The organism is Raoultibacter timonensis (assembly GCF_022845715.1).
In the GTDB taxonomy this organism is placed as follows: Bacteria; Actinomycetota; Coriobacteriia; order Coriobacteriales; family Eggerthellaceae; genus Raoultibacter; species Raoultibacter timonensis.
Genome location: NZ_AP025564.1, coordinates 728,451 through 754,092, shown reverse-complemented (window position 1 = coordinate 754,092; position 25,642 = coordinate 728,451). Strand labels below are relative to the sequence as shown.

24 protein-coding genes are annotated in these 25,642 nt (G+C 58.3%); 10 read left to right on the top strand and 14 right to left on the bottom strand.

Annotated elements, in window-relative coordinates:
- Positions 1-142: 142 nt before the first annotated feature.
- Both MWL89_RS02945 and MWL89_RS02940 read left to right on the top strand, forming a co-directional pair.
- The gene (locus tag MWL89_RS02945) at positions 143-1,858 is read left to right on the top strand and encodes an FAD-dependent oxidoreductase (protein ID WP_244411696.1); all 1,716 of its coding nucleotides are present in this window, start codon (positions 143-145) and stop codon (positions 1,856-1,858) included.
- Positions 1,859-2,299: 441 nt separating this feature from the next.
- Positions 2,300-2,773 carry a MarR family winged helix-turn-helix transcriptional regulator gene (locus tag MWL89_RS02940; protein WP_244411695.1) on the top strand — a complete coding sequence of 158 codons (474 nt, stop codon included), beginning with the start codon at positions 2,300-2,302 and terminating at the stop codon, positions 2,771-2,773.
- A gap of 130 nt (positions 2,774-2,903) precedes the next feature.
- On the opposite strand, the gene rpsI is transcribed toward MWL89_RS02940, so the two are convergent.
- From rpsI to MWL89_RS02925, 3 genes are all read right to left on the bottom strand, one after another.
- On the bottom strand, positions 2,904-3,296 hold the full coding sequence (rpsI, locus tag MWL89_RS02935) for a 30S ribosomal protein S9 (protein ID WP_102379090.1): 393 nt from the start codon (positions 3,294-3,296) through the stop codon (positions 2,904-2,906).
- Positions 3,296-3,733 (bottom strand): 50S ribosomal protein L13, encoded by a 438-nt coding sequence (rplM, locus tag MWL89_RS02930; RefSeq protein ID WP_102379091.1) that lies wholly within the window; start codon positions 3,731-3,733, stop codon positions 3,296-3,298. The genes rpsI and rplM overlap by 1 nt, the downstream gene beginning before the upstream one ends.
- A 447-nt stretch (positions 3,734-4,180) precedes the next feature.
- Entirely contained in the window at positions 4,181-4,459 is a 279-nt protein-coding gene (locus MWL89_RS02925) for a homocitrate synthase (RefSeq protein WP_244411694.1), read from the bottom strand.
- Positions 4,460-4,601: 142 nt separating this feature from the next.
- Between MWL89_RS02925 and MWL89_RS02920 the strand changes: the two genes are divergently transcribed.
- Both MWL89_RS02920 and MWL89_RS02915 read left to right on the top strand, forming a co-directional pair.
- Positions 4,602-5,603 (top strand): hypothetical protein, encoded by a 1,002-nt coding sequence (locus tag MWL89_RS02920; RefSeq protein WP_244411693.1) that lies wholly within the window; start codon positions 4,602-4,604, stop codon positions 5,601-5,603.
- A gap of 113 nt (positions 5,604-5,716) precedes the next feature.
- Entirely contained in the window at positions 5,717-6,574 is an 858-nt protein-coding gene (locus MWL89_RS02915) for a ZIP family metal transporter (protein ID WP_244411692.1), read from the top strand.
- A gap of 54 nt (positions 6,575-6,628) precedes the next feature.
- Here the strand turns inward: MWL89_RS02915 and MWL89_RS02910 are convergent, their stop codons facing one another.
- From MWL89_RS02910 to MWL89_RS02880, 7 genes are all read right to left on the bottom strand, one after another.
- The gene (locus MWL89_RS02910; RefSeq protein ID WP_244411691.1) at positions 6,629-7,354 is read right to left on the bottom strand and encodes a B3/B4 domain-containing protein; all 726 of its coding nucleotides are present in this window, start codon (positions 7,352-7,354) and stop codon (positions 6,629-6,631) included.
- Between the two features lie 271 nt (positions 7,355-7,625).
- Entirely contained in the window at positions 7,626-8,312 is a 687-nt protein-coding gene (locus MWL89_RS02905) for a 5'-methylthioadenosine/adenosylhomocysteine nucleosidase (protein WP_244411690.1), read from the bottom strand.
- 149 nt (positions 8,313-8,461) lie between these two features.
- Positions 8,462-9,742, bottom strand: coding sequence for an O-acetylhomoserine aminocarboxypropyltransferase/cysteine synthase family protein (locus MWL89_RS02900; protein ID WP_102379107.1), 1,281 nt, complete (start codon positions 9,740-9,742; stop codon positions 8,462-8,464).
- 161 nt (positions 9,743-9,903) lie between these two features.
- On the bottom strand, positions 9,904-11,286 hold the full coding sequence (locus MWL89_RS02895; protein ID WP_244411689.1) for an FAD-dependent oxidoreductase: 1,383 nt from the start codon (positions 11,284-11,286) through the stop codon (positions 9,904-9,906).
- A 120-nt stretch (positions 11,287-11,406) separates the two neighbouring features.
- The gene (locus MWL89_RS02890; protein ID WP_244411688.1) at positions 11,407-11,820 is read right to left on the bottom strand and encodes an RrF2 family transcriptional regulator; all 414 of its coding nucleotides are present in this window, start codon (positions 11,818-11,820) and stop codon (positions 11,407-11,409) included.
- Positions 11,813-12,286, bottom strand: a complete 474-nt coding sequence (locus tag MWL89_RS02885; RefSeq protein WP_102379109.1) for a rhodanese-like domain-containing protein — start codon at positions 12,284-12,286, stop codon at positions 11,813-11,815. The genes MWL89_RS02890 and MWL89_RS02885 overlap by 8 nt, the downstream gene beginning before the upstream one ends.
- A 142-nt stretch (positions 12,287-12,428) precedes the next feature.
- Positions 12,429-13,892: a helix-turn-helix transcriptional regulator gene (locus tag MWL89_RS02880; protein ID WP_244411687.1), complete on the bottom strand. Its 1,464-nt coding sequence runs from the start codon at positions 13,890-13,892 to the stop codon at positions 12,429-12,431.
- A gap of 236 nt (positions 13,893-14,128) precedes the next feature.
- Between MWL89_RS02880 and MWL89_RS02875 the strand changes: the two genes are divergently transcribed.
- Positions 14,129-15,781, top strand: a complete 1,653-nt coding sequence (locus MWL89_RS02875; RefSeq protein ID WP_244411686.1) for an FAD-dependent oxidoreductase — start codon at positions 14,129-14,131, stop codon at positions 15,779-15,781.
- A gap of 108 nt (positions 15,782-15,889) precedes the next feature.
- On the opposite strand, the gene MWL89_RS02870 is transcribed toward MWL89_RS02875, so the two are convergent.
- Entirely contained in the window at positions 15,890-17,518 is a 1,629-nt protein-coding gene (locus MWL89_RS02870; protein ID WP_244411685.1) for an FAD-dependent oxidoreductase, read from the bottom strand.
- 186 nt (positions 17,519-17,704) lie between these two features.
- On the opposite strand from MWL89_RS02870, the gene MWL89_RS02865 reads away from it, so the two are divergent.
- The 3 genes from MWL89_RS02865 (at position 17,705) to MWL89_RS02855 (ending at position 20,996) form a co-directional block, all read left to right on the top strand.
- Positions 17,705-19,240 (top strand): helix-turn-helix transcriptional regulator, encoded by a 1,536-nt coding sequence (locus MWL89_RS02865; protein ID WP_244411684.1) that lies wholly within the window; start codon positions 17,705-17,707, stop codon positions 19,238-19,240.
- Positions 19,241-19,838: 598 nt separating this feature from the next.
- Positions 19,839-20,765, top strand: a complete 927-nt coding sequence (metA, locus tag MWL89_RS02860; RefSeq protein WP_244411683.1) for a homoserine O-acetyltransferase MetA — start codon at positions 19,839-19,841, stop codon at positions 20,763-20,765.
- Positions 20,766-20,768: 3 nt separating this feature from the next.
- The gene (locus tag MWL89_RS02855) at positions 20,769-20,996 is read left to right on the top strand and encodes a hypothetical protein (RefSeq protein ID WP_244411682.1); all 228 of its coding nucleotides are present in this window, start codon (positions 20,769-20,771) and stop codon (positions 20,994-20,996) included.
- An 85-nt stretch (positions 20,997-21,081) separates the two neighbouring features.
- Here MWL89_RS02855 and MWL89_RS02850 read toward each other — a convergent pair whose 3' ends face one another.
- Together MWL89_RS02850 and MWL89_RS02845 are read right to left on the bottom strand one after the other, a co-directional pair.
- Complete coding sequence (locus MWL89_RS02850; protein ID WP_244411681.1) at positions 21,082-22,299, bottom strand: hypothetical protein; 1,218 nt, start codon at positions 22,297-22,299, stop codon at positions 21,082-21,084.
- Between the two features lie 182 nt (positions 22,300-22,481).
- A complete protein-coding gene (locus MWL89_RS02845; protein ID WP_244411680.1) occupies positions 22,482-23,135 on the bottom strand; it encodes an HAD family hydrolase in 654 nt (217 codons plus the stop codon).
- Between the two features lie 233 nt (positions 23,136-23,368).
- On the opposite strand from MWL89_RS02845, the gene MWL89_RS02840 reads away from it, so the two are divergent.
- On the top strand, positions 23,369-24,181 hold the full coding sequence (locus tag MWL89_RS02840) for a transglycosylase domain-containing protein (RefSeq protein ID WP_244411679.1): 813 nt from the start codon (positions 23,369-23,371) through the stop codon (positions 24,179-24,181).
- Between the two features lie 67 nt (positions 24,182-24,248).
- On the opposite strand, the gene MWL89_RS02835 is transcribed toward MWL89_RS02840, so the two are convergent.
- Positions 24,249-24,953, bottom strand: coding sequence for a helix-turn-helix domain-containing protein (locus tag MWL89_RS02835; protein WP_244411678.1), 705 nt, complete (start codon positions 24,951-24,953; stop codon positions 24,249-24,251).
- 12 nt (positions 24,954-24,965) lie between these two features.
- Between MWL89_RS02835 and MWL89_RS02830 the strand changes: the two genes are divergently transcribed.
- Complete coding sequence (locus MWL89_RS02830) at positions 24,966-25,325, top strand: hypothetical protein (protein ID WP_244411677.1); 360 nt, start codon at positions 24,966-24,968, stop codon at positions 25,323-25,325.
- Positions 25,326-25,642: the final 317 nt, after the last annotated feature.

Below are 25,642 nucleotides of genomic sequence, written 5' to 3'. Positions count from 1 at the left end.
TTCGAGAGATGGTTTCTTTTGGCTCGCTCGGTAATCTAATCCCAGCATACGGCACCCGTACGGAAACCCCGTCATGGTCGTATGCAGCCTTAAGAGGGATGGTCGGCACGATGAAGCCGGCAACACGAAAGAGAGGTTACCGATGGAAAATCACGGAACGATCGGACGGCGCGACTTTTTGAAAGCAGCCGCGCTCTCAAGCGTCGCCATGGGGGCAGCGGGAATGCTCGCAAGCTGCGCCCCCGGCGGAGAAAAGGGCGGGTCCAGCGCGACGGGAAGCGAGAACATCGCATGGGATAAGGAAGCGACCATTGTCGTTGCAGGTTCAGGCACGGGCGCATTTGCAGCTTTGGCAGCCAAGAAGCTCGGTGCAGAATCGGTTATCCTCCTCGAGAAGGGCACCATGTGGGGAGGCACGGCCGCAACCTCGGGCGGCGGAATGGCCATACCGCTTACCGACGTGGCAAAAGCTGCCGGTGCGGAGGATTCGCTGGAAGAGGTTCTGAAGTATTTCCAGAACGCAAGCGAAGGTCGCGCTAATCCGGCCGTAGTCGAGTCGTTCGCCACCAACGGAAACGATTTCTTGAACTGGATGCTCGAAACCATGGGCTGGCAATGCAACCCCAGCCCGTTGTTCAGCGATTACTACGAGCCCGTTGAGGGATGGGCGCCATTCGGACGCGCAAGCTTGGGATTCGCCAAGGACGACGGCTCGACCGGCGCTGCCTTCATGTGGACCGAGCTGAAAGCGGCACTCGAAGAAGCAGGCGTTGAAATCATGATGGAAACACCGGCAACGCAGCTCGTCACCGACAGCTCGGGAGCCGTAATCGGCGTAAAAGCGACTTCGGGGCGCGATGAAATCGCAATCAGGGCCGACGCCGTCCTTCTCGCAACCGGCGGCTTCGATCATGACGACGAAATGCGCGCCAAGCACATGCCGTTCAAGATACTCGCCACTAACGCCGTTGCCACCAACACGGGCGATGGGCATAAAATGGGCATGGCTATCGGCGCCGACGTATCCCTCATGGATTCATGCTGGGGAGCGCCCGCCGTTCTCACGACGGGTCAGGATCCAAAAGAGCTCATCGAAACCGGTACGATCGCCCAAGAGATCGCGGGTACCGACTGGGCGATGTACCGAGGCCTTCCAGGTGCTGTCGTGGTCAACAGGAAAGGTCACCGCATAGGTAACGAGGCAACCGCCTACGATTCGTTCTTTCGTGCTTTCTCGTATTACGATAACGGCGAAATGGAGCACATCAACATCCCATCGTACCTCATCTGCGATTCGGCCTGCTGGAACACCTACTCTATGCCGGGTCACACCGTCGGCTCCATGGATGGCGGCTACTTCGACGAAACCTACGGCAGCGAAAGCAGCGGGGACGAGGTTCCCAGCCATTTTGTAGTAGCCGATACCCTCGAAGAGCTTGCAGAAAAGCTCGGCATCGATCCTGAGGGCCTTGCGAATGAGATTGCCCGATTCAACGAAAACGCCGAGCAGGGAATCGATCCGGTTTACCATCGCGGAGAAAAGCATCTCGACGTCGCTACAACGGGCGTGATGGCGGGCAGCAGAACCGATCTGGCGAATCCCTGCCTCGCCCCGCTTTCCACTCCCCCCTTCTACGGTGCCGTGTACGTGCCGGGCACCTGCGGAACCGGCGGAGGATTGACCATCAATGAAAACGCTCAGGTGATGAGCGCGATGGGCGAGCCTATACCCGGTCTGTACGCTGCGGGCAATTGCTCATCGGGCGTTTCCGGCGGCCGTTATGTGCATGGCGGCATCAGCATCGGCGCAGGAAGCGTTATGGGCTGGGTTGCCGTAAACCACGCTCTGGGGCTATAGGCAAACGGCTCCCATCAGCACACCTCGATCAGGCCGGTTCCCAAGGAGCCGGCCTGACTCCGCTAGGCCACGCAACGCGACACCGCATCTTGAGAGGCTGCTCCACAGCAGCGCTCAGTCATTCTGCAATATATTACCGTTACGGGTATTGCGAGTTCGGTGCAAGAAATTGTGTTTCGGGGCTGTGGCAGAGAAGCATCGCAGGGCAGTCACCGTCAACCGAAACCGAAAACACGACTGCCGCAATTCGCCCTCGGGAGCGCTGCCTAGGTCGACCATTGCAAACGCCGCCCGATCTAGCGCCGCGTCGATCCGCCATCGAAGCGCTGCCTTGCTACGTTTCGACGATCATGCATAATTTAGGTAACTTCTGCTATTTTTTTATGTGGCAAGTACAATCGGGGAAAGCCACCCGTGCGTCCGCAACCGAGGAGGAATGCGATGCGTCCCGACTACCCTATGACACCGAAACGTATGCTCATCAGAAAGCTGGCTAGCTTCAGCAACAAGATGAAGCGGCTCAGACGCATGCCCGTCGGCGACCTATCGGGCAGCCAGTTGCTTCTGCTCCCCATCATCTACTCTTTCGATAATCCTCCGACCCTCAACGAGCTCGCAGAGGCGAATGAAAGCTCCTACCAGAACACCCGCCAAATACTCGAAAAGCTCGAAAGCACCGGGTACGTGACCATTCTGCCCGACGAGAAGGACAGCAGAGCAATTCGTGCCATACTCGCCGATAAGGGCATAGCGGCCGTCCACGAGTATTATCGAACCATGTACGGAGCAGTGCTGCACCTCTACGACGGTATTGGCGATAGGGACGTCGAAATCACCCTGAGCGTGCTGGACACCCTGTACGATCGCATCGACAGCCTCTATGCTTCCAGCATCACCGCGCACCTAGATTCGTAGCCCGACGCATCGCGCTCCGCCCCCACACTTCGCCGGGCATCGCCGCTTCAGAAGACCCACCGCCAAAGCCACAGCATCCAAGCGCAAGAAAGCCCCCGAAATCGGGGGCTTCCATGACATTGAAGTAAGTTTAGCGCTTGCTGAACTGCGGGCGCTTGCGGGCCTTCTTGAGGCCGTACTTCTTGCGCTCGACCATACGGGAGTCGCGCGTGAGGTATCCCGCACGCTTGAGCTCGCCGCGGTAGTCGCCAGCCTCGAGCAGGGCGCGGGCGATGCCGTGGCGCAGAGCGCCGGCCTGGCCCGAGATGCCACCGCCGTTGAGCGTGGCGATCACGTCGAAGTGATCCATCGTGTCGGTCACCTTGAACGGGGACTTCGCGTAGTTCACGAGCGCTTCGCGACCGAAGTAGTCGAGGCCCTCGCGACCGTTGACCGTAACCTTACCGGTGCCGGGAACGAGACGAACGCGGGCGATGGCGTTCTTCCTGCGGCCGGTGCCGTAATACAAAGCTTCGCCTGCCATTAGTTATCCTCCATCTTGATCTCGCGGGGCTTCTGGGCCATGTGCGGATGCTCCGCACCGGCATAGACCTTGAGCTTCTTGCCCATTGCACGGCCGAGCGTGTTCTTCGGAAGCATGCCCTTGACGGCATGCTCGATCACGCGCTCGGGATGCTTGGCCATAGCCTCTTCGAAGGATTCGACCTTCAGCCCACCCGGAAAACCGCTGTGACGATAATACTCTTTGGCAGCTGCCTTGTTGCCCGTCAGACGGATCTTGTCGGCATTGATGATGACGACAAAGTCACCCGTATCGACGTGCGGGGTGTATTGCGGCTTGTGCTTGCCCTTCAAGATATGAGCGGCCTTGGTGGCGACGCGGCCGAGAACCTGATCAGCTGCATCGATCAAGACCCATTCGCGCTCAACTTCGTTGGGCTTTGCGTAATACGTCTTCACTTCATTTCCTCCATATTGCTTGCTCCCGCGGTCTGAGAAGCGGTTGCCGACCTGCGGGGTGTTTGTTTTCAAAAGTTGCAGACGCATACGGATGCCGGGTTCCTACGCCGACGCGCCGGGCTGGTCTGGACTCCAACCGTTTGCGCTTCCGCATCAAATCTGCCACACGGGGCTTTTGAAAGCGAACCTTTGCATTGTAAGATGACGAAATGAGCACGTCAATACGAATGGGCGGCTTTTCGCCCATCGCATCTCCCATTTAGCCGCGTTTCTCCACAAGTATCCGCGATGAGCGGCCCTGCGCCGTGCTGCAGACGACCAATCGCACAGCGGCAAGCCGCACGGTACGAGCGCTCGCTATGGCGGCGCTGCTTGGCAAACCGGGCGTCGGCTCGGCTGTGCGGCCTGCGGGTCCGACACCGATGCAGCAGCGCGGTTGGAGATCCGCTACTTTCCGCCGAAGAGACCGCCCAGCTTGCCAAGCAGATCGCCGCCGTTGTCGCCGAGGAAATCCCCCACGGTCTCCATAACGGAGTTCATATCGAGTTCCTTGCCTTCAAGCAACGGCTCGATCACCTTCACCACGTCGGTTACTTCCTCATCGGTAAGCTCGAGCCCCGTTGCACCCTTAATCGCCTCGGCGGGATCGACGCCGAACTGTTTCAGACTCTCGGGGTCTTTTGCGACCGATTCCAACACGGCTCCCACTATCTGCTGTACATCCACGGGTGTTCTCCTTCAACGATTAGTTGCATCATCAGGGGTTTCGATTACCCAACGCCATACGGAATTATAATTGCTTCGCCAAAGTTCACGAGATAAATCGCGGTGACACCACCGCTGGTTGAAGCTGAGAGCAAGGGGATCCATGACAACGAAGAAGCACGAAGACAAGCAGCCCGAAAAACAGCCCGAAGCCGCAGGGGACGCTGCCGCGCAAGAGACCGAGGCCGACGAGGCGAAACCTGCCGAGAAGAAGCCGAAAGAGCGCACGTTCGTCGACGCGAAAACCGGTAAGAAGATCGCGAAGCCGCACCAGGGAGGCTCGGGGACAGCGGCCACGCAAGCCGTCCGCGAGGAGATGCACGCCGAGCGCAAGGGCAACGCCTTGCCGTTTCGCATCGGAGCGGTCGTGCTGTGGGTGCTCGGCATCGCCTGCGAGGTCATGGCGATACTCGTTGCGAACGGGACGCTGTTTTTGCCCGCCTTCAGCCAGATGGCCTGGATCATCGTCTGGATCGTAGCCGATCTCGTGCTCGTAGTCGCAGGATCGCAGCTATGGAAGCACGCCAACCACCTTTTCCCCGCCTCAAAAGAAAACAAGCTCGCCTACTGGGTGCAGACCGATCTCGGCATCATCATCGCCGCCATCGCGTTCGCCCCCATCGTCATCGTCCTGCTTTCGAATAAGAACCTCGACAAGCAGACGAAGCAGATCGGATCGATCGTCGCCGTCGTCGCCCTCATCGCCGCACTTGCGAGCGGCGTCGACTATCATCCCACGACGCAGGAAGACCTCGACCAGGCCGAGGCAGGAGCCGCCGCGCTCGCCGACGACGGGCTCGCCTATTGGACGCCGTTCGGCGAGGTGTACCACTTCAACCCCGATTGCCAGTACATCAAGAATTCGGGCACCATATATTCGGGCACCGTGCAGGATGCGCTCGACGCGAACCGCGACCGCGGCTGCTCGGGCTGCACCGTCGATGACGGAACCGACGTGCTGTCGAAGGCCGATCCCGAGGCGGTCGCCGAAGCCGCCGCAAACGCCATCGCGGTAGGCGCCGCCGAGGCAAAAGGCAATGCCGACGCAGAAGGCAGCAACGAAGACGAGGGCGCCGAAGATGAGAATTTGCCCAAAGCCGCATAAACTCCCACTCGTTTAACCTCGGCTAACAAGAGTTTGCTATCATACGTAGCAGACGAGAAACTCGGCGCCCGGTATCCACGGGCGCCTTTTTGACGCGAGGAAACCAGGGGGCCATGGATCCGTTTCTGTTCATCACCATCGTGACGCTCATCGCCGGCATGGGCGGAACGGGGATCGGCGGCATCATCGGCGCGTTGTTTCGCACCGATTCGAGCCGCACCGTCAGCCTGCTCTTGAGCTTTGCGGGCGGCGTGATGCTTTCCATCGTATGCTTCGACCTCTTGAGCGAATCGATCGAATCGGCGCAAACTTTTTCCGAGCACGCGGTATTCATCGTGTGCGCAGCGGTGATCACAGGCATCGCGGTCGTTTATCTGCTCAACCTCGCTATCGACCGCAGAACGCGTCGCGAAGTCCCCCACGTATCGAGAGGGGACCATCCGAAAACGCATGACGATCTCGACGAGCTGATTCACGCCGACCACCTTGCCGAGCACCGCAAGCACAACGACCCGAAATCGTCGCTCTTCGTCGCAGGTATCGTCATGGCTTGTGCGATCGCGCTGCACAACGTACCCGAAGGCATGACCATCGGCGCGGGTTTCGCCACCCAAGCCGAGCTGGCCGCAGGTGCCGGCATCGTGCTTGCCGTGCTCATCGGCCTGCACAACATCCCCGAGGGCATGGCGGTAGCGGTACCGCTTATCAACGGCGGCATGGGGCGCGTCCGAGCAGTGCTGGTCACCGCCGCAAGCGGCGTCCCCACCGTGCTCGGCGCATGGCTCGGCTACTGGCTCGGCGACATCGGTCCGCTCGGCCTCACGCTCAGCCTCGGCTTTGCGAGCGGCGCCATGCTCTACGTGGTGTTCGGCGAGATCGTCCCGCAGGCCATTCTCATGTACCGCTCAAAGATGCCCGCGTTCTTCGTCATCATCGGCATGATGCTGGGGCTGCTGATCATCTTCGGGTAGCAACCGCAAGACAGGCAAGCGCACCAACACACCCAAGCGCAATAACCAGGCGCCCTACTCGACGATCGTAAACGCGGGGTTGTCGCGCGTCACGATCGTGCGGGAGACGATGGTTGCGCCGAGGTAGCGGCCCATGAGCTCGGCGAATTCGTCAAGCGCCTCGTTCAGCACCCCGATGCGCTCGGGGTCGACGCATTCGATGACGAGGATCGCGTTCTTCGAATCGTCGGAAAGAGCCGACCTTTGGCCGTCTCTCCAGTTCCAGCAGCGGCAGATCGCGCCGGTATCGTCGCGATAGCAGAGCTCGCCCGCAAGCGTGGGATCCTCTTCGTCTTCGCCGATCGGCAGAAACGCATCGCCGCCCTCGGTGACGCCCAGGCGGAAATCGCCTTCGACCGTATCGATATCCTCGCCGCCGACCGGCAGCGCGTATTTGAGTGAGATGGCGTTGTAGATATCGACCGACGGCGTGATCGAGCCGACGGGATTGCCCTTGAGAACGCGTTTGAGCAGGTTCTCGATCGAGCAGCGCGCACCTTTCTTCGTCTTGAACTTGCTATACGCTTCGCGCCACACCTTCACCATCTCGTTTTCCGAGATGACATTGCTCGTAAGGTATTGGTTCGCCTGCTCGTTCGCCTCGGACAAGAGCCTGCGGATGGATTCCGTATCCGATGGATCGACATCGGATGCGCCTTTCATGTCGTGCGCGACGATGATCCCGATGGCCGCATCGGGAAAAAGCTCCCAAAACGAATCTTCGGCGATGAATTTCTGCATGATTGCTCCTTCATGTGTGTGTTCCTGTTGTGCTCGGCGTCGCGCACGATGCTCCTATCGCGCGCGTACCTACGTTGTTCTCTGGTTATTATGCCACCTCGCGACGCATGGCGCGATTGCGAATCGGTTGCGCTACGGCATCGCAAGGCAACCGATTCACGCGCAGGACTATCGGTTAGAACGGCAGTTTTACGGGAAGCGGCGTCCGCAGGCGAGACGCCATGCCCTCTTCCTCGTGCGCGATCGGCGGCCGATTTCGCAAACGGACGCCTTACCGCTCAAGTTCGGCGAGCATTCCGATAACCACTTCGGCAGAAATGCGAGAAGCGGTTTCGCAGTTCTTGTCGTAGTTCTCCATTCCGTTATGCGTCGCCGTATCGGTTATGGTTCTCACCGCGATGAACGGAACCCGGTTCACATGGCACACATGCGCCACGCTGGCGGTTTCCATGTCGGCCGCCAGCGGAGCGAATTCGGCGTTTATATCGTTTCTCTTTTCGCCCTCGATGAACTGCTCGCCGGTCACGATCGAGCCGAACAGCACTGGGTATTTTGACGCACGGCCATAGCCTTTAGCGGCATCGAGCAGCCGCTCGTCAGCCTGAAAGTACACCGACGGCATCCATGGATGGAATTCCGTCAGCACGTCATCGGCAACGTCGTGGTAGGCGGTCCGTTCCGCAACGATCGTGTCGAACAGCCTCACGTCCTCGCGCATGCCGCCCGCCGTCCCCGCATTGACCACCGCATCTACCTGGAACACGTCAACGAGCAGCTGCGTTGCGATGGTGGCGTTTACCTTGCATACGCCGCTGTACACCGCAACCACCCTCGTCTTGCCGATCGCACCCTCGTGGAACTCCAGCATCGCCCTTTCCACGGTTTCGCCCTTTTCCATGCGCTCCAAAAAGGGAGCCAATTCTGTATCGCTCGCGCAGACGATACCCACTCTTTCCATCGATTGCATTCAAATCCGTTCGTCGAAGAAACCGTTTCGTTTTTACGGAAACGCGTGCTTTGCAGGCATGCAAGCCGTATCGCGGCCGACCTGCACCTTTAAAAAGGGCCTCGTCCGATCGGACGAGGCCCTGCATGAAAAAAGATAGCCTACACGCAGGCCAGCGCCTGTTCGACGTCGGCGATGAGATCCTCGGTGCCCTCGATGCCGCACGACAGGCGAATAAGGTCGGGCGAGATGCCCGCCGCAGCCAGCTCGGCATCGTTCATCTGACGGTGCGTCGCATTCGCCGGATGGAGTACGCACGTGCGCGCATCGGCAACATGCGTGGCAATCTGGGCAAGCTTGAGGTTCTTCATGAACGTTTCAGCCGCAGCACGCCCGCCGACCACGCCGAAGCTCACCACGCCGCACGATCCGTTGGGCAGATACTTCTTCGCCTGCTCGGAATACTCGTCGCCTTCGAGCGAGGGGTAGCGCACCCAGGCGATCTTGGGGTGCGCCTTGAGGTACTCGGCCATCGCGAGACCGTTCTTGCAGTGCTGCGCCATACGCAGATGCAGGCTCTCGAGGCCAAGGTTCAAATAAAACGCGTTCTGCGGCGCCTGTATCGCCCCGAAATCGCGCATGAGCTGGGCAGTTGCTTTTGTGATAAAAGCGCCCTCGAGTCCGAAGCGCTCGGTGTAGGTAACGCCGTGATAGCTGTCGTCGGGAGTGGTGAGGCCGGGGAACTTATCGGCATGCGCGCACCAGTCGAACGTGCCCGAATCGACGATGCAGCCGCCCACGCCAACGCCGTGCCCGTCCATGTACTTGGTCGTAGAATGCGTGACGATGTCGGCGCCCCACTCGAAGGGGCGGCAGTTGATCGGCGTGGGAAACGTGTTGTCCACGATGAGCGGCACGCCGTGCTCATGCGCGGCGCTCGCGAAGCGCTCGATATCGAGCACCGAGAGCGCGGGGTTGGCGATCGTTTCGCCGAACACCGCCTTGGTGTTGGGCTGGAACGCCGCCGCAAGCTCATCGTCCGTGCAATCAGGCGAAACGAACGTAAACTCGATGCCCATGCGCTTCATGGTTACGGCGAACAGATTGTACGTGCCGCCGTAGATCGACGAGGAGGACACCACGTGATCGCCGGCAGAAGCGATATTGAACACGGCGAAAAAGTTCGCTGCCTGGCCCGACGAGGTGAGCATTGCCGCCGTACCGCCCTCGAGCTCGCAGATCTTCGCAGCAACGTGATCGTTGGTGGGGTTCTGCAAGCGCGTGTAGAAGTAGCCCGACTCCTCCAGATCGAACAGCTTGCCCATATGCTCGCTCGTATCGTACTTGAACGTCGTAGACTGGATGATGGGGATCTGGCGCGGCTCTCCGTTGCCCGGCGTGTACCCACCCTGAACGCAGACGGTGCTGATCGATTCACTCACGTGTTGCTCCTTGCTGTTCGGTGCTCTTTTTGGTGGCTGCATTATATACCGCCGCGCATTGCAGATGGGTTTCGCGGTTGGCAAACCCCGAGATTCACAGGTTATGCCCGCATCGGCCGCATCGGCTCCACGAAAGAGCCGATGCGGCTGAAGGCAAACCGCTACCGCACCGCCGCAAACAGGTCGTTGAAGGCTTCGGTCATCGTCGGATGCGTGTAGACGGCATCGCGCAGCGTCGTATAGGAAACCCCGGCATCCATCGCAAGCTTAACGGTGTTGATCATCTCGTGCGACTCTTCGCAGAACAGATGAGCCCCCAGTATGCGCTCGGTCGCTGCGTCGACGATGACCTTGAGCAGCCCCGTCGGCTTGCGCAGCAGCTGCGCTTTCGGGATCGCGGCAGCGGGAAGCGTTCCCACCTTGACAGCATAGCCTCGCTCGCGCGCTTCCTGCTCGGTCATGCCAACGCGAGAAAACGGCGGATCCACGAACACGCTATAAGGCACCTCGCCGCGGTTTTCCGTCGTACGCGAACCGTCGCCGAGCACATCGGAAGCGACGATGCGGTAATCATCGAGCGAGATGTAGGTAAACTGCAAGCCGCCGACAACATCGCCCATCGCCCAGATATGCTGGGCGGTCGTACGCAGATGCCCGTCGGTGTCGATGGCGCCGCGCGCGGTCAGCCCGATCCCCGCCGCTTCAAGATTCAGGCCGTCGACGTTGGGCCTGCGCCCGGTTGCCACCAAAACAGCGGATGCCGCAAGCTCTTCTCGGTTTTCGCCGACCGAAACCGTCACCACGGTCGATTCCTCGGCATCGCACACCGATTCGACCACGGCCGACCGAATCACACGTATGCCGCGCGCCTCAAGGCTCGCAAGCACCGCCGCAGCTATTTCGGCGTCTTCGCGGGGGATGAACGCGCTGCCATCTTGCACGACGGTAACCTTCGATCCGAAATTTGCGTACAGGGAAGCGAACTCGAGGCCGATGTAACCCCCGCCGACGATCACGAGCGTTTCGGGAAGCTCTGCGAGGTCAAGCATGGTTTCGCTCACAAACACGCGCGAGCTCTCGGATAAGCCGGCGATATTCGGCACGAACGGTCGTGCACCGGTGTTGACGAACACGGAATCGGCCTCGATCACCTGGGATGCGCCGTCGCGCTCGATGCGAATGCGATGGGCATCGACAAACGACGCCTTGCCGTCGACCACCCGCACAGCTGGATTATCCGCGAGTTTGCGATAGTTCTTTTCGCGCAGCATCGATACAACCCGATCCTTTTCGGCGACCGCCTCGGCGTAGCGCTGCGCCCGTTCCTCGAACGAGCCGCCCAGCTCGGCCGAGAGCGCTGCGCTTTTGACGAGCGACTTGGTGGGAATGCACGCCACGTTGATGCACGTACCGCCGTACATACCGCTCGACTGCTCGACGAGCGCCACGGTTTTTCCCGCTGCGGCAAGCGCCCCCGCAAGCGTCTTTCCTCCTTTGCCAAAACCGATGATGGCCGCATCCACCTTATCCATAGCTGCATCCATGGCTGTAGCTCCTTTCGCCCGTAGGCTTGCATTGTTGAACCCTATCGATTTCGCACCGATCGTCTCAAGAAGCCGCCCGTACCTCGACCCCTTGGTTTCGCTCTATGCGCAAGCGCATCCTTACTCGGGGAAAATGATCCGATCGATATCCGCAACGGTCGTGCGGGCAAGACGCTCTTTGCATACCGCATCCAAATCGGCGCAGATGCCGTCCATGATGCCCGCCATGCCCGATGCGATCAGGCACTCCATATCGGCATCGCCGCTTTTCCATCCCACCTCGACGAACCGCGTGCCGAGGGCGTCCGCAACGTCTTGCAGCGTTATCGTTTCAGCCTCAGCCGCAAGCGCATACCCGCCCTTGGCACCCTCTTTCGCAACAAGCATACCCGCCCGCTTGAGCGGAGCCAGCGCCTTGCGTACGCGTGCGGAGTTCGTGCAGATGTTCTCCGCCAGCTCGTCGCTCGTAAGGGCCGTTTGCTTGTGGTTGAGGAAGACGAGCGCGTGAACCGCAATGGAAAAATCGCTATTCATTGCCGTCCCCGGAAACCGTATCGTAGGGCCAATCGACGATGCCGCCCATGTCGTAGACGCTCTGGTAGCCCAGCTCGACAAGCTTATCGGCAGCCTGCTTGCTGCGCACCCCCGTACGGCAGTACACGATCAGCGTCGCGTCGAGATCCTCGAGACCGTCAGGTTGTTGCGAGCCGATATCCTCGTTGGGAACGTTGACGGCTCCGGGGATGTGCCCCTCTGCATATTCCGACGGGGTACGCACATCGACAACGATCACGCCGCCCGCATCCATCATCCGCTTGCCCTCCTCGGCGTCTATCTTGTGATAGGCACCCTCTTGCAAAGAGTCGGCGGAAGGCGTTTTCGGCGAATCGCCACCCGCCGCTTTGGCGGATGAACCGTTGTCGGCCTGGCAAGACGCGAGAACGAGAACGGCAACCGCGCAAGCGGCGATCACCGCTACCACACCTTTTTTCGATACCATGCGAACCCCTATCTGTATATTTCAAATGTACAGTTATTAATTGCTACTGTACAGCTTATATATAAGGGTGTCAAGCAGCTCTCCCGTCCCACCTTTCGGTGCAGGCATTCCGCAGCGCAAGACAGCGCCGCGGTTTCAGCGATCAAACAGTAGTCACCGATCCTTCATTTCGATCCTCCGCTTCGATCTCCTGAAACTCCACCACCATGTCGAGAAGGTCGTCGCGCTTATGGATACCCAATTTCTTGTAGAGGTTGTTGATATGACTTTTCACCGTCGATTCCGCAATAAACAACTCCTGGGCAATCTTTTGCCGCGAATAGCCCGACAACAGATACAGAATCATATCTTCCTCGCGTGGAGTCAATCCGTACCGTGTTCTTATTTGAGCAAGGACACCATCATATTGACGTACGTTCGCCTGCGGAGAAACGGGTGTTTCAAGCGGCAGCCCCGAAACGTTAACCACCTTGCTGTGCCGATCCGCCTGAATCTTCATGAGCAGAACAAGCAAGGCGGCAAGCAGTACAAGCAAACCAGCAAAAGCAATACTCGTATATACACCGCTCTCCACAACATCAATGCCGAATCCTTTTATAATTGCGTTCGTCAGTACAGACCCCATGAACAACCCAACAAAAACGAGTGTCTGCCCCACGAAGGGAAGCCCCGCATCAACCACATCATGCTTGTTTCGGTTTCTGTAAATATTCAAGACCTCAAAATCGCCCCCAAGCTGAGTAGTGAGGATGAACAGAGGTTTCGGAGAAAAGGCCTTGGCGGTTCCAAGAGGCAAAATCATGCACACCGTCAGCAGTACCGGGATAACCGCAAGCATGCTGTCCGCCACCCTCTTTACATTAAGAGCGCCCACCAGAAGAACGAGTAGCATAGCCCCCGATATGAGCGAAGCAACTTGCTGCCACGGATCCAACGAAAAGGGGACATACATCTCAATGGTTCCAATACCGCCAGAAATAAACGTCGGGAAAACCTGAAGAGCACAAAACAGTACCGCGGCGCGCAATCCCATACCGCCGAAAAACGACTTCCTTGAATTACCGCATTCCTTCAGCTTTCCTTTCATTCCATACATAATTAATGCAGCGCCCGCCACGGAAACGGCAAGATAACTCACAAGGTGCATTTCACCTGAAGGAAGAGATGCCGTGAGCAAAACCGTGCAAGAAGCCAAGACCGCAACCGAAAGCGTCAACCGAGGTGCTCGATCGCTTGAAGCCAGGTAGAACGTCCAAATCTGCAACACAGGAGCCCGCGCTACCGCGAAAGAAATCGTCGCAGCATCAATAAAGACGGGTTCTCCCCCGCCAAGACCCCAATACGGAAGCAAAAGCATAAAACAACCGAACACGCTAAGAGCAATCCCGGCAGCCGCGAGGATGGGAATCGTCCTTCTGGCGCCGAAAAAACAGATTGCCACCGAACCTACGACAGCGGAGCCGACGATGCATGCCCATATTATTTCCTGAGGAATTGACGAAGTCGCACCACCATAAGGAATGATGCCCGATCGATCAAGGAGGGTTTGAGCCCATGCGCACGCGGCACCAAATACGAGAACGAGATCCTTGGTTGGCAGCTTCATCTCAGTAACTTCCTTCGTCTGCTTCCGAGCGCATATTATACAAAAAACCAGTCCTCACGTAGAGAACCCCGCACCGACCAGTCTCCACCCACCAAAAAGGTTGAGATGCTTCAATCTGGCCCTTTTCGATGGACGACTCAAAGACGGGAACGCCGATACTGGCTCGATGCCGAGAGGCGTTAGCCCAAGGGGACAGCCCAAGGCGCGAGATAGAACAAAACAACAAAGGAGGGTTCATGTTTAACGCAGAGAAAAATGGCATAAGCGTTTCGAGACGCAGCTTCATTGCAGCCGCAGGAATCGGTGCGCTGGGAATTGCAGGCTTAGGGGTACTCGGTTGCGCACCAAACGGAGCGAAAGCGGAAGCAGGCGGGACATCGGCAACCGAACCAGGTCCCGACGAAACAGTGAACGTTGAAGTGTGCGTGCTCGGTGCGGGGCCCGCTGGCGTTACCGCAGCAATCGAGGCTGCCGAAGCAGGAGCCGATGTACTCGTAATTGATCTTAACAGCTCCGTTACAGGCAACGGCCATTCGATGACGGCATGCGACACGGAATATCAACATGCCCTCGGAAACAACGAAACCGCTGAGGAGTTTGCCGAATACCTCATGCATTACGAAGACAACCCCAATACAGACAAAGACCTAACGCTCTTCTTGGCCCGGGAGTCGACGGGAATAGTCGACTGGCTTTCCGACCACGGCGTTGAGTGGGCGGGAGTCACAGCTGCCGATCCCGAGCCGTTTGAGATCCCCCGAGTTTTTGTTACGGTTCACGGAAGGGACGCGCAAAAGGCATTTGTCGAGCCTTTAGAGAAGGCTGCTCAAGATGCGGGCGTCCGATTCATGTTCGACACCGAAGCAACGGGGCTCATCCAAGATGAAGTGGGCGCCATCACAGGCGTCGAAGCAGCGGGAGCAGACGGCCACAAAGTGACCGTCAATGCGCGCTCCATAGTGTTGGCGACAGGCGGCTACGGAAGAGACGACGAACTGCTGAGGAGATACGCACCGAAGATTCCGAACTGCGGCGCGCTGGAAGGCGCAGGCGTGTGGTCCCGCGGCACGGGCTTTGCCATCCGTGAAGGCCTTAAGGCCGGAGCCGAGATTATCGGCGGAGGCGGTCATCTTATGTACAAAAACCTCGAAGGAGCAAATGCCGACCATTGCGGACAGGCTTTGCACGTCGGCGTCGACGGACGCCGGTTTTGCGACGAGAGCATGAACCGCCTCGACCGAGCGGCAAAAGCGGCAGATTTGGGTCTAACCGATGTATTTATCATCTACGACAACGAGCTTCCATCAACCCTCTACACAGGAACGTCCTCGAGCGGCGGGACGGCAACTACGTCTGGCGACGGATCGGTCGATGACGCCCTGCAAGCGGCAATCGATGCGGGGACGGTTTTCAAGGCAGACACCATTGAGGGTCTTGCGCGAAAGATCGGAATCAACGAGTCGGTGCTCGCAAACACAGTCGATTCCTATAATGCATGGTGCCAATCCGGCGTCGACGAAGAGTTCGGGAAACCTGCAGAGAAAGTTGCGCTCGTCCTCGATCCCGATCGCAAAGACCCCAACGGAACGGAGCAGATAGAAAGAACAGTACAACTCCTGAACGAGATCAAGACACCGCCGTTCTACGCCACAAAATGCTTCATCAACAGCTACCAGCTCCCTTCGACCTTTGGGGGGCTCAAGATCAACGACCGCGCCGAGGTGCTCGACACAGGAGGAAACCCAATCCCGAACCTCTACTCCGGAGGAGAGGCGTCGAACGGCGCAGCGCTCGGACGCGTCTACGTCACATCGGGAATGCAGATGATGAACGCTTTCTGCTTCGGCCGCGTCGCCGGGGAAAGCGCTGCATCGAACTCCGCAAGCTAGTGCCCTAGCTCTGAGTGGGTTTCACCACGGCCAGACGGCGAAACCCACTCAGAGCATCTACGACGGTCATTGAAAAAGCGTCTTACTCAATGCTGGCGATCAGTCGGTCTACTCAACCGCCGACACGATCTCTTTAGCAACGTACACGCCAGTACCGAGAGCAAGGCCCACCGAAGCACCCTCGTTGGTGTAATACGGCATGCTGTACACGCTACCCTGGTCAACGCCCGCAACATAGAGGCCGGCAATGGGATTGTTCTGCTTGTCCATGGCGCGCAGATGGCTATCGACCTTCACGCCGCCGTTCGTGCCCCATGCACTCGGTACGTACTCGAACGCGTAGAACGGAGCGGTCTTCACCGGTTTGAGGAATGCGGCACTCTTGCCGAAATCCGCATCGACGCCCGATTCGCAGTATGCGTTATACCTCTCAACTGCTTCCTCTAGCGCACCGAGCGAGAACTTCTCAGCCAACTCTGCAACCGAATCGGCTTTAAGGGCCCAGCCTTCGTCGATCGCCTGCTGCAAATGCGCATCGGCGTTCTCGGGCGTTGTCTTGTAGTAATCGGCCTCGGGGCCCGCAATCCAACTTTCGGGCTCACCAAGATACGCATAGATGCCGTCGCCCTTCACGGCCTCGTAATAGTCGGAATCCATGATCACGTACGCCTTTCCGGCACGAATGATCGCCTCGCCGCCTATGGCAAGCGGGTATTGAGCGATCTTCTCTTCGTTGATGAAGCGTTCGCCCGCCGTATCGGTGTAGAGGCCACCGAAAAGCCAGTAGCCGTAGTGTTCGTTCACGTTGGTCCAGTCGGGGTTGAAGGGGCTTCCCTCGGTCGCAGCCGAAACGGCACCGCATTCGTTTCCGAGCACCGAGAAATTACGATCCCATGCGCCACCGGCATCGAGCACCATGTTGATACCCGTACCATCGGAAAGCGTGTTGCCAAGCGGGAACACCTTCGTGTTGAATCGATCGAGCTGCATCTCCTCACCGCCGAGGAACCCACCCGTGCAGACAACAACGCTCGGAGCCATCACGTCGATGCCTTTGTCGGTCTGCACGCCTTTAACGACCCCGTCTTCCATGATGATCTTCTCGGCTGCCGTACTGAATACGAACTCGCCCCCCGCCGTCTGGATGGCTTCAACGAGCGGGGCCACACGCTCCTCGCCTTCCGGAAGAATATAGTGACGACCGCGGAACCCGACGCCGTAGGTATCCTCCATAAGCTCCATCTCGATACCGAGATCGAGCATGGTATTAACCGCTTCACCTGTGTTGGCAAGCGCATTGCGCAGCAGCGCGCCGTTTACACCCGAACGGGAGAAGTCGTACATGTAGCTGAACATAGTGTCGAGCGTAACAGTTGCATCTTCCTGCTCCTGCAGCTTGGTCTCGCATGCGGTAGGGCCTCCGCACATGGAAAAGTTCGACATCGCAGCAGAGGGGGCCTTCTCGATTACGACAACGCTCTTGCCCGCTTCGGATAGTTTAAGCGCCGCCAGCAATCCTGCAGCACCTGCGCCGACAATCGCAACGTCGCATTCCTTGGTCGACGTTCCCTCTTTTCGCGCAATACCCGCCCGAGCTGAAGCCTCCGATTCGGGTGCGCCGTTCGCAACCGCCGTGGTTTGCTGCTGCGGCGAGCAGCCCGCAAGCCCCGCGCCCACAGCAAGTGCTCCAACAGCCGTCAAACCGAGAAACGAGCGCCGATCCATGGTATTCTTCATTGTTGTCTCCTCCCAACGTGGATTGATGTCGCCATTGTAGGCAGACCAAAGCAGCCGCACATCACCGCAAAGGGAGGCGGCACGCTTGATCAGGAGATTCGCGGAAAAGATCACTGCAGCAAGGTGATGATTTCATAGGGTCGATTAGACCACCGCACCAGCAAGTCAAAGGAGAAAGGGATTGTCGTGGCTCAGAAAAAGGCGCAGCGAACCGACAGCAACCGCTCATCGCGGCGCTCAGAGACCGCGTTTCCATTCCGCATGCTCGGGTTTGGCCTCATATACGCCTGGAGCTATTGCGTTTGGGATGTGCCATCTCTCGACGTGGCCGCGCACGCCTCCGCCCTTCAGGGAAGCGACGTTTGGCTCGCTTCGGCCACAATCACACCGATCGCCTGCATCGCCGCCACCCTGTTCGGCAAGAAGGGGGAGCTTTCGGACATAAAGCCCGCCTACGCGCTCGGGCCAGCCCTCGCAGCCATCGGAACCATAGCAGCCGCCATACTTCCCTACCTTACCGGTTTCGGCTACTCGGCGGCGATGGCCATCGCCGCCCTCGCAACGGGAATCGGACCGGTTATTCTCATTGTACTGTGGGCCTGCCTGTTCGCACGCATCGACTCGGGCATAACGGAGATTATCGTGCCCGCCTCGTTTGTAGCTACGCTTGTATGTGCTTTCCTCATCCCAAACATCCACGGCATTGCAGCAACTGTTACCGTAACCGCCCTGCCCTTGCTATCGGGAACGCTCCTGATAGCTTCGAAACGGTCGATCGACGCGGGAGACATTGCCGAAAGCGACCTTCTCGACCGCAGCGTTCCGCAGACGAGAAACCGTAGCAGCGTCATTCGAGCATTCGTCATTATTCTCGCTGTATATGGACTGGGCTGTCTTATCCCCTATGTCACAACGGCCAAGCTCTCGATTGACATTGAAGCGCAAGCAACCATGGCGGGTATGCTGTTCGCCATCGCCCTCTCGGTTGCCATCGTGTTGTTTTCTCGGCATATCGACCTCAGCGCCCTGTTCAAATGGATAACCGCCCCATTCGTGTTCGCCGCCATCTGCGCCGCGTTCGACAGCACCGCGCTCGCTGCGCTTTCCAACGTACTCATGAACATCGTGTTCACCGGCATCGAAATCATCATGATCCTCTACTTCGTCAGACTCTCCCAAAAAACAGAGCAGACCACCACGCTCTATATCGGCATCGGTGAATGCGCTGCTTATTCGGGCGTTCTCGTCGGCTACGCATTCGGCCCGGCCATCCAATCGGCCGTAGAATCTGGAACGTTCGACGCGAAATCGGCGTGCCTGCTGATCATCGGAGCATTCGTCCTCTCGGCGCTCATCGTGCCGAACCGTGACGATTCATGGGCGTCGATGCCTTCCGTACACGAATCGCTGCCGTCTAACGGATCCTCCCCCGCACATACGATTTCGGTGGCTCCCGCAAAACCCGACACCGAAGCAGACTCGCTCGAATCCCGATCGCTCGCGCTTGCTGCACGGTTCGGGCTCTCAAAACGCGAGACCGAAATATTCCTGCTGCTCGCCCGGGGGCGAAGCCGACCCTATATCCGCGACGTTCTCGTACTGTCGAAAAACACCGTAGCAACCCACATACGGCACATCTACGGGAAAGCAGGCATTCATTCGCAGCAAGAGCTACTCGACTTGGTGGAATACGGCAGATCAGGATTTGACAAACGCCAGTAGATCGCGTGGTGAAAGAACCGCACAGGCGAGCGCAAAAGAAAAGCCTCGTCGCTCGTTACCAGGAAATCTGCTTTCGAGCGATTGGCGGTAGTCAACGCAAGACCGCCTTCAAAGTCAGCATGAGCGGGTTTACGCTTCGGTGTCAGCCGGAAACCCGATTGATCCGACTGATGCAACCGTAGCGATTTCCTCCATTGTCAAAAGGCAACCCCGGGAGCACCCGTTGATAGCGTTCGCAAGAGCAGATGAGGATCCGATCCCTGCGGCGCGCAGCCTTCCCTTCTCTCGCTCGCAGAGAATACAGTAGATATCCTTCGCCGAAGACGCAGCGTAAAGCGACATCGCATCATGCTTTGTTGCCCAGCCAACGAGCTCCGTCGCCTCTTTGCAAGTACCTCGGCAGGTATCGCGCTCGATGTCGCCCGAAAACGACAACCCCAATATGGCGAAACCTTGATTGCCTTAGCGCTTGGTTTCACTCGCTGGTATCATAGGGCGTGTTTGTTTCGCGGGGCGATACCTCCCCGATCCGGATGGGCGCAAGCCGCATACCCATCTGGACAAATGTTGATAATGCGGCAAGCAGAAAGGACGCGTTATGCCGATCAGGATTCCCGATTCGCTTCCAGCAACCGAGATTCTCGAAAGCGAAAACATCTTCGTAATGACCGAATACCGCGCCATGCATCAGGACATCCGTCCCCTGAAGCTGCTGCTTTTGAACCTCATGCCCACAAAAATCGTCACCGAAACGCAGATCATGCGAAAGCTCTCCAACACGCCGCTGCAGATCGATGTGGAGCTGCTGCAAACCATCAGCCACGAATCGAAGAACGTTTCCGAAGAGCACCTCGAAACGTTCTACACCTCGTTCGACGATATCAAGAACGAGCACTTCGACGGCATGATCATCACCGGCGCGCCCGTCGAGCGGCTCGACTTCGAAGACGTCGACTACTGGGACGAGCTTTCGAACATCATGGAATGGTCGCGCACCAACGTGCACAGCGTACTGCACATCTGCTGGGGCGCCCAAGCGGGCATCTACTACCACTACGGGGTGCCGAAGTACGAGCTGCCCGAAAAGCTGTTCGGCGTGTTCGAGCACAAGCTCGTGAAACCTTCTTCCCCGCTCGTGCGCGGATTCGACGATGTGTTCATGGCTCCGCATTCGCGCTACACCGAAGTGCATGCCGAAGACATCGAGGCGAACCCCGCACTCGAGCTGATAGCCGTGTCCGACGTTGCGGGCGTCTACATCGCCAAGAGCACGGACAGCCATCACTTCTTCGTATTCGGCCACCCCGAGTACGACACCGAAACGCTTGGCCGTGAATACGAGCGCGATCTGGGTAAAGAACCCGATGTTGCCCTGCCGGTGAACTACTATCCCGACAACGATCCCACGCGCGCCCCGCTCGCGACCTGGCGGGCGCAAGCGCAGCTGCTGTACACGAACTGGCTCAACTACTACGTCTATCAGACAACACCATACGATATCGGTTCGATCGGGGAAGAGGAGTAGGCCGTGTCGCAAGAGGAAGATCGCGCAGAAGCTGCGCATGTGCCCCTCGAAGCGAACGAGCGCGCCGAAGCCCAAAGACGCGCGGAAGCCGCCTTGCAGGAGAAGCAGAAGCGCGCGAACGTCAAACACGATCCGTTTCTGCGCGCCGCCAACGAAGATGACGACGGCTACGACCCGTATTCCGACCGCATCGTGCGCGAAAGCCCCTACGAAGAGGATCCCTGGCGCTAAAAATGATCCCGATTGCAAAGAAGCGACCCCAAGGGGTCGCTTCTTTCTGCTCTGCGCCCCACCGCCATGCGGATGGGGTCAAGCCTTAGTAATAGATGCCGAAGATGCTCTGGGCGAGCTCCTCGAGCGACTCATCGTCGACAACCCAGGTTCCGCCGACCTTCTTCACTTCGATAGAAGCGTAATTCACCGTGGTCGGAGTCTTGGCCATGGCATCCCTCAGCAACTCGCCGATCTTGGCGTTGGCGGCAGCATCGTCGGTGATGGTGGCCGCCTCATCGCTTGCAACGAACGTATCGATGTTGTCGGAGAAGATGTACATGAACTCGTAGTAGTCTTTCGTCGTCACATCGGCGTACACGGTGCCGGTACCATCGCTGTACACGAATGCATCGTCGATCTCGTAGGTCAGATCGGAGAGCAACCACTCAGCGAACTCGCGGGATTCGATGCCGAGATCGCTCAGGCTCTCAAGACCCGATTCCTGCGCGAAGCCCTCGTCGAGGCCCGATGCCAAAGCGCTGATGTCGGCATCGGTGGGGTTCTTCAGCTCGTCGAGGATGGCGCTTGCGGCATCGATGGCAGCCTGCTCGTCGGCGTCGGTCGGCAGCGTAGAGCTGGAATCGCTATCGCTCGACGAAGATCCGCTATCGTACGAATAGGAGTACGACGAACTGGGCGAGCTGCTGTACTCGTTGAACACGGCAGCAAGGAAGATGCCCGAGAAGATGTAGATGATCAGCATGAGGATCGAGAAGACGATGCCGATGACGCCGCACACCTTACCACCCGTCGCCTTGCCGTCTTTGCCGAACGATTTGACGTACTGCGAAGCGAGCACGATGGCGATGACGCCCAGAATAATGCTGATGATCACGGTTCCGGAGAACACGATGGCGCAGATGCCGCAGATGAGCGAACCGAGCGCTTTACCGCTTCCGGGGCCCGTCGGGGCCGCAGTCGGAGGCTGGGGCGCACCGTAGCCTCCCTGGTAACCGTACCCCATCGGAGGCTGCTGACCGGGCTGCGTCTGATAGCCGTTCGGCATGGCTTGGGTGGGCTGCTGCGGTGCGGCATAGCCGGGCGTCGGCGGCTCGGAGGTAGCGCCCGGTTGCTGGGCGGCCGAGTATTGGGCGGTTTCACCGGGAGCGGGAGGCTCGGGGGCCACATACGGCTCTGCCGCAAAAGGCTGCGTTTCCGATTGCTGCGATGCCGCAGGGGCTTGATCGGGAGCGGAAGCGCCGGATGCAGCTGGCTGCTGATCGGACACACCGTTCGGGTTAGCGTTGTTCTCTTCGGTCATCGTTCCTCCTCGGCAAGTATGCGACCGTTGGTCATGTATTTGCAGATCCATCGTCGTTAATAATATCCACCAGCTAGGATTTGTTCAGTATAGCAAACACAAAACTGAACAGGTTGAACATTATTAAACTATGTCGGAAAATTGAGGCAGCGCTCAAAGGGGGCGGTCTGCACCGTCGCAGGTTACTCGACGAACATTCGGGGATCCAGCTCGTCGAATGCCCTCACCGCCACGTCGGCGACCTCGGCAAGCTGATCGAACGTGCCGGCCAAATCGGAATCGTAGATCCCAACCGTTTTGTACCCCGCGCGCTTAAGCGTAAGAAGGGCGTACAGGGAGTCTTCGAATCCCCAGGTTTCGTCGATACGCGTACCCATGAGCTTGCATGCCTGGTTGAACACCGCCGGATCGCGCTTCGATGCGCCCACATCGTCAACCGATACGATGGCGTCGAGGTACGGGGTGAACCCAGCGCGAGCAAGCCCGGCTTGCAGATACGATTGAGGGCTCGACGACGCCACACTGCAGCTCACGCCGAGTTCGTTGAGGGCTTCGACGAACTCGAGCGCACCCGGGCGCGGCTTTGCGTGGTTTCGATAGTACTCGAGCATTCCCTCGTCGATCATGGAAACCACGTCGTCCGCATCGATGCCAACGCCGTATTTCGCATGAAGGTGGGCTCCCGCCTCGGGAATCGTCATGGGACCGAGCTCAACCGTCAACTCGTCGGTCGATACGATTCCCGCACGTTTCGCGAGATCGCTCTGCACGATATGCCATGCCTCCATCGAATCGAGGAGCGTTCCGTCACAGTCGAATACCGCACCGATCGCCATAGAGAACCCCTTCCCAAGTTGCTGTCGCAACCTAGGATACCAAACCGACAGCACCGCGCCCCGATTATCCGCAAGAGAAACGAAATACGTCCCGCAAACCGCTTGCCCAGCCCGAACAGCGAAGCTCCTTACAAAAGTGTAAGACGCCCATAAGCGCCCTGTAAGGTAGGCGCAAGGAAGGCGCGCTATGCTGGTAGCAACGAAAACAGGTTTCGACAAGGCAGGTGAACATCATGAACGGCGCGCACAGCAGAACCCAGCCAACCGTATACCGCTCCCCCGTTTCCCATCCTGGCAATACGTACTATCGCCGCGTAGCCGTAGCACCTCGGCATGAGGATAGATCCATCAGCTCGGTTCTCGGAAAGCTTTTCGCCATCATCGCCGCGCTCGCCCTCTGCGCCGTAGCGTTCTACGTCTCTCGCGGATACTCGATGTACAGCGAGGCGCTTGCCGCAACGAGCCTCGATACCATGGTCGAGCAAATAGAAGCCGCACCGGGCTACACCTCGGTCGACGAGCTCCCCCAACGCTACCTCGACGCTGTTATCGCAGTGGAGGACCACCGCTTCTACCTGCATCCGGGCTTCGATGTCATCGCAACCGGACGCGCCCTCATCAACGACCTGAAAGCAGGGGCGTTCGTCGAGGGCGGAAGCACCATCACCCAGCAGCTTGCGAAAAACCAGTACTTCACGCAAGACCGCGAGCTCGATCGCAAGGTCGCCGAGGTGTTCATGGCGTTCAACTTCGAGAGGAGCCTTTCGAAGGATAAGATACTCGAGCTCTATGTGAACTCGATCTACTTCGGAAACGGCTACTACGGCATCCACGATGCGAGCATCGGCTACTTCGGCAAAGAGCCCTCGGAGCTCACCGATTACGAAGCGACGCTGCTCGCAGGCGTGCCCAACGCCCCCTCCGCCTACGCACCCACCGCAAGCCCCGAGCTGGCGGCGGAGCGACAGCAGCAGGTGCTTCGCCAGATGGTCGAATACAAGATGATCACAGTGGAAGAATCACAGGAAATCGCCCAAGCGGCGTAGAGCGGGGAGCCGACTTGCCGTCCTGAAGCTTGCTGCAAAAAGCCACCGAATCCGAATGGCCGTGTGCTTATTCGGATTCGAGACGAATCGAAGCAGCTAATTCTTGCAGCTGTTGCCGAGATTTGACTCCCATCTTTTCGTAGATATGCCGCACATGGGTTTTCACCGTATTGTCGGACACGACGAGCTCCTTTGCAATACGGGCGTTGCTGTAGTTTTGAAGCAAAAGCACGAGTACCTCCCGCTCGCGCATCGACAAGTTGGGATATGCTCCGAATAGGATCTCGCAGCGAATGCGGGCAATCTCCCCCTCGGTTGCATAGGGGCCCTTGATAACGTACTCAACCCGCTTTTTACCACGCGTTAGCACCAAGATGATAAAAAACGCAAGGTACAAAGCAAGCATCGCAGTAAGGGCGAGAGCCGTCAGATTGAGCCCGAATATACTACGTACAGCCCCTCCTCCTAAGATGCCGAGCAACTGGCAAACACCAACAACCGAGATCGCAAAGGAACACCGGCGAACGAACCCTTCCGATCCGAAACGCTCGAAAGAGTCGCGCAGCGAGAGAACCAGGTAGGCATAGGAGCACAGAAGCGATGCCTGGGCGAGAACAACAGCAGCGCTCGATACCACCATTGTCGCCGAAAGAGGGAGCAGGAGCAATGCGGTCGCAATGAGCAGCAGCGTAGCGATGGGCAGCACGTCAACTCCACCCCATCGCCGAACAATAGCAAGTATCATTGCGGCAAGCGCAGATCCTCCCACCATAAGCGCTGCTTGATGAGAAAGAAGGTCCTCAGGGGCAAGCGGGTCGGTGTTGAATCCCACTATGCCCATAAAAAACGCGAACCCCGTAAACGAGAAAAGCAGCGTAACAATTCGCATCCTATCCGCGAACAACGATCCATCAATCAATCCCGACTCGCCAGCATCATCCGACGATTTTTGAACACGATCGATTTCAGCCGCGCTTGTCCGCCCCATACGATACAGAACGATAGCAAGCAAAGCGAGCGGCAAAACGGCAAGGATCGAAAGCGATACGAGCGGAACGGTTACAAGGAGAACAAAATCGATCAAGCCCGAAACAGCAAAGCCTCCGACGAAACAGCGCATGAGCCCATCAGCCCCTACTCCTGAAATCATAGAAAGCCACGGAGCCAGAAAGATGCCGATTCCGGCTCCTGCCGCAATACCGCCGCCAACCAGAACCTCAAATGATTGCGAGCAGAACAAGACCAGCGATCCTCCCCCAGCCATCAACACGACTCCGCTCGCACAGACAGCCGTCCTATGGAGAGAGACTATCCCCCTTGCAGAAGGGAGTAAAGAAAACACGAGCGAACAGACCGCGAGGGACGACACGGCGGCTAGCCAAGCCTCATCAATACGGGGATATGAAAGAAACGAAACCGGAAAAGAATACTCAGGTGCGCCCGCCGCACGAAACGACAAGC

What these genes read in the sequence shown, in the direction of transcription:
- MWL89_RS02945 (WP_244411696.1), top strand. Translation starts at nt 143, where the DNA reads ATGGAAAATCACGGAACGATCGGACGGCGCGACTTTTTGAAAGCAGCC.
- MWL89_RS02940 (WP_244411695.1), top strand. Translation starts at nt 2,300, where the DNA reads ATGCGTCCCGACTACCCTATGACACCGAAACGTATGCTCATCAGAAAG.
- rpsI (WP_102379090.1), bottom strand. Translation starts at nt 3,296, where the DNA reads ATGGCAGGCGAAGCTTTGTATTACGGCACCGGCCGCAGGAAGAACGCC.
- MWL89_RS02920 (WP_244411693.1), top strand. Translation starts at nt 4,602, where the DNA reads ATGACAACGAAGAAGCACGAAGACAAGCAGCCCGAAAAACAGCCCGAA.
- MWL89_RS02915 (WP_244411692.1), top strand. Translation starts at nt 5,717, where the DNA reads ATGGATCCGTTTCTGTTCATCACCATCGTGACGCTCATCGCCGGCATG.
- MWL89_RS02910 (WP_244411691.1), bottom strand. Translation starts at nt 7,354, where the DNA reads ATGCAGAAATTCATCGCCGAAGATTCGTTTTGGGAGCTTTTTCCCGAT.
- MWL89_RS02905 (WP_244411690.1), bottom strand. Translation starts at nt 8,312, where the DNA reads ATGGAAAGAGTGGGTATCGTCTGCGCGAGCGATACAGAATTGGCTCCC.
- MWL89_RS02895 (WP_244411689.1), bottom strand. Translation starts at nt 11,286, where the DNA reads ATGGATGCAGCTATGGATAAGGTGGATGCGGCCATCATCGGTTTTGGC.
- MWL89_RS02890 (WP_244411688.1), bottom strand. Translation starts at nt 11,820, where the DNA reads ATGAATAGCGATTTTTCCATTGCGGTTCACGCGCTCGTCTTCCTCAAC.
- MWL89_RS02885 (WP_102379109.1), bottom strand. Translation starts at nt 12,286, where the DNA reads ATGGTATCGAAAAAAGGTGTGGTAGCGGTGATCGCCGCTTGCGCGGTT.
- MWL89_RS02880 (WP_244411687.1), bottom strand. Translation starts at nt 13,892, where the DNA reads ATGAAGCTGCCAACCAAGGATCTCGTTCTCGTATTTGGTGCCGCGTGC.
- MWL89_RS02875 (WP_244411686.1), top strand. Translation starts at nt 14,129, where the DNA reads ATGTTTAACGCAGAGAAAAATGGCATAAGCGTTTCGAGACGCAGCTTC.
- MWL89_RS02870 (WP_244411685.1), bottom strand. Translation starts at nt 17,518, where the DNA reads ATGAAGAATACCATGGATCGGCGCTCGTTTCTCGGTTTGACGGCTGTT.
- metA (WP_244411683.1), top strand. Translation starts at nt 19,839, where the DNA reads ATGCCGATCAGGATTCCCGATTCGCTTCCAGCAACCGAGATTCTCGAA.
- MWL89_RS02850 (WP_244411681.1), bottom strand. Translation starts at nt 22,299, where the DNA reads ATGACCGAAGAGAACAACGCTAACCCGAACGGTGTGTCCGATCAGCAG.
- MWL89_RS02845 (WP_244411680.1), bottom strand. Translation starts at nt 23,135, where the DNA reads ATGGCGATCGGTGCGGTATTCGACTGTGACGGAACGCTCCTCGATTCG.
- MWL89_RS02840 (WP_244411679.1), top strand. Translation starts at nt 23,369, where the DNA reads ATGAACGGCGCGCACAGCAGAACCCAGCCAACCGTATACCGCTCCCCC.
- MWL89_RS02835 (WP_244411678.1), bottom strand. Translation starts at nt 24,953, where the DNA reads ATGGTGGGAGGATCTGCGCTTGCCGCAATGATACTTGCTATTGTTCGG.
- MWL89_RS02830 (WP_244411677.1), top strand. Translation starts at nt 24,966, where the DNA reads ATGAGAAAGAAGGTCCTCAGGGGCAAGCGGGTCGGTGTTGAATCCCAC.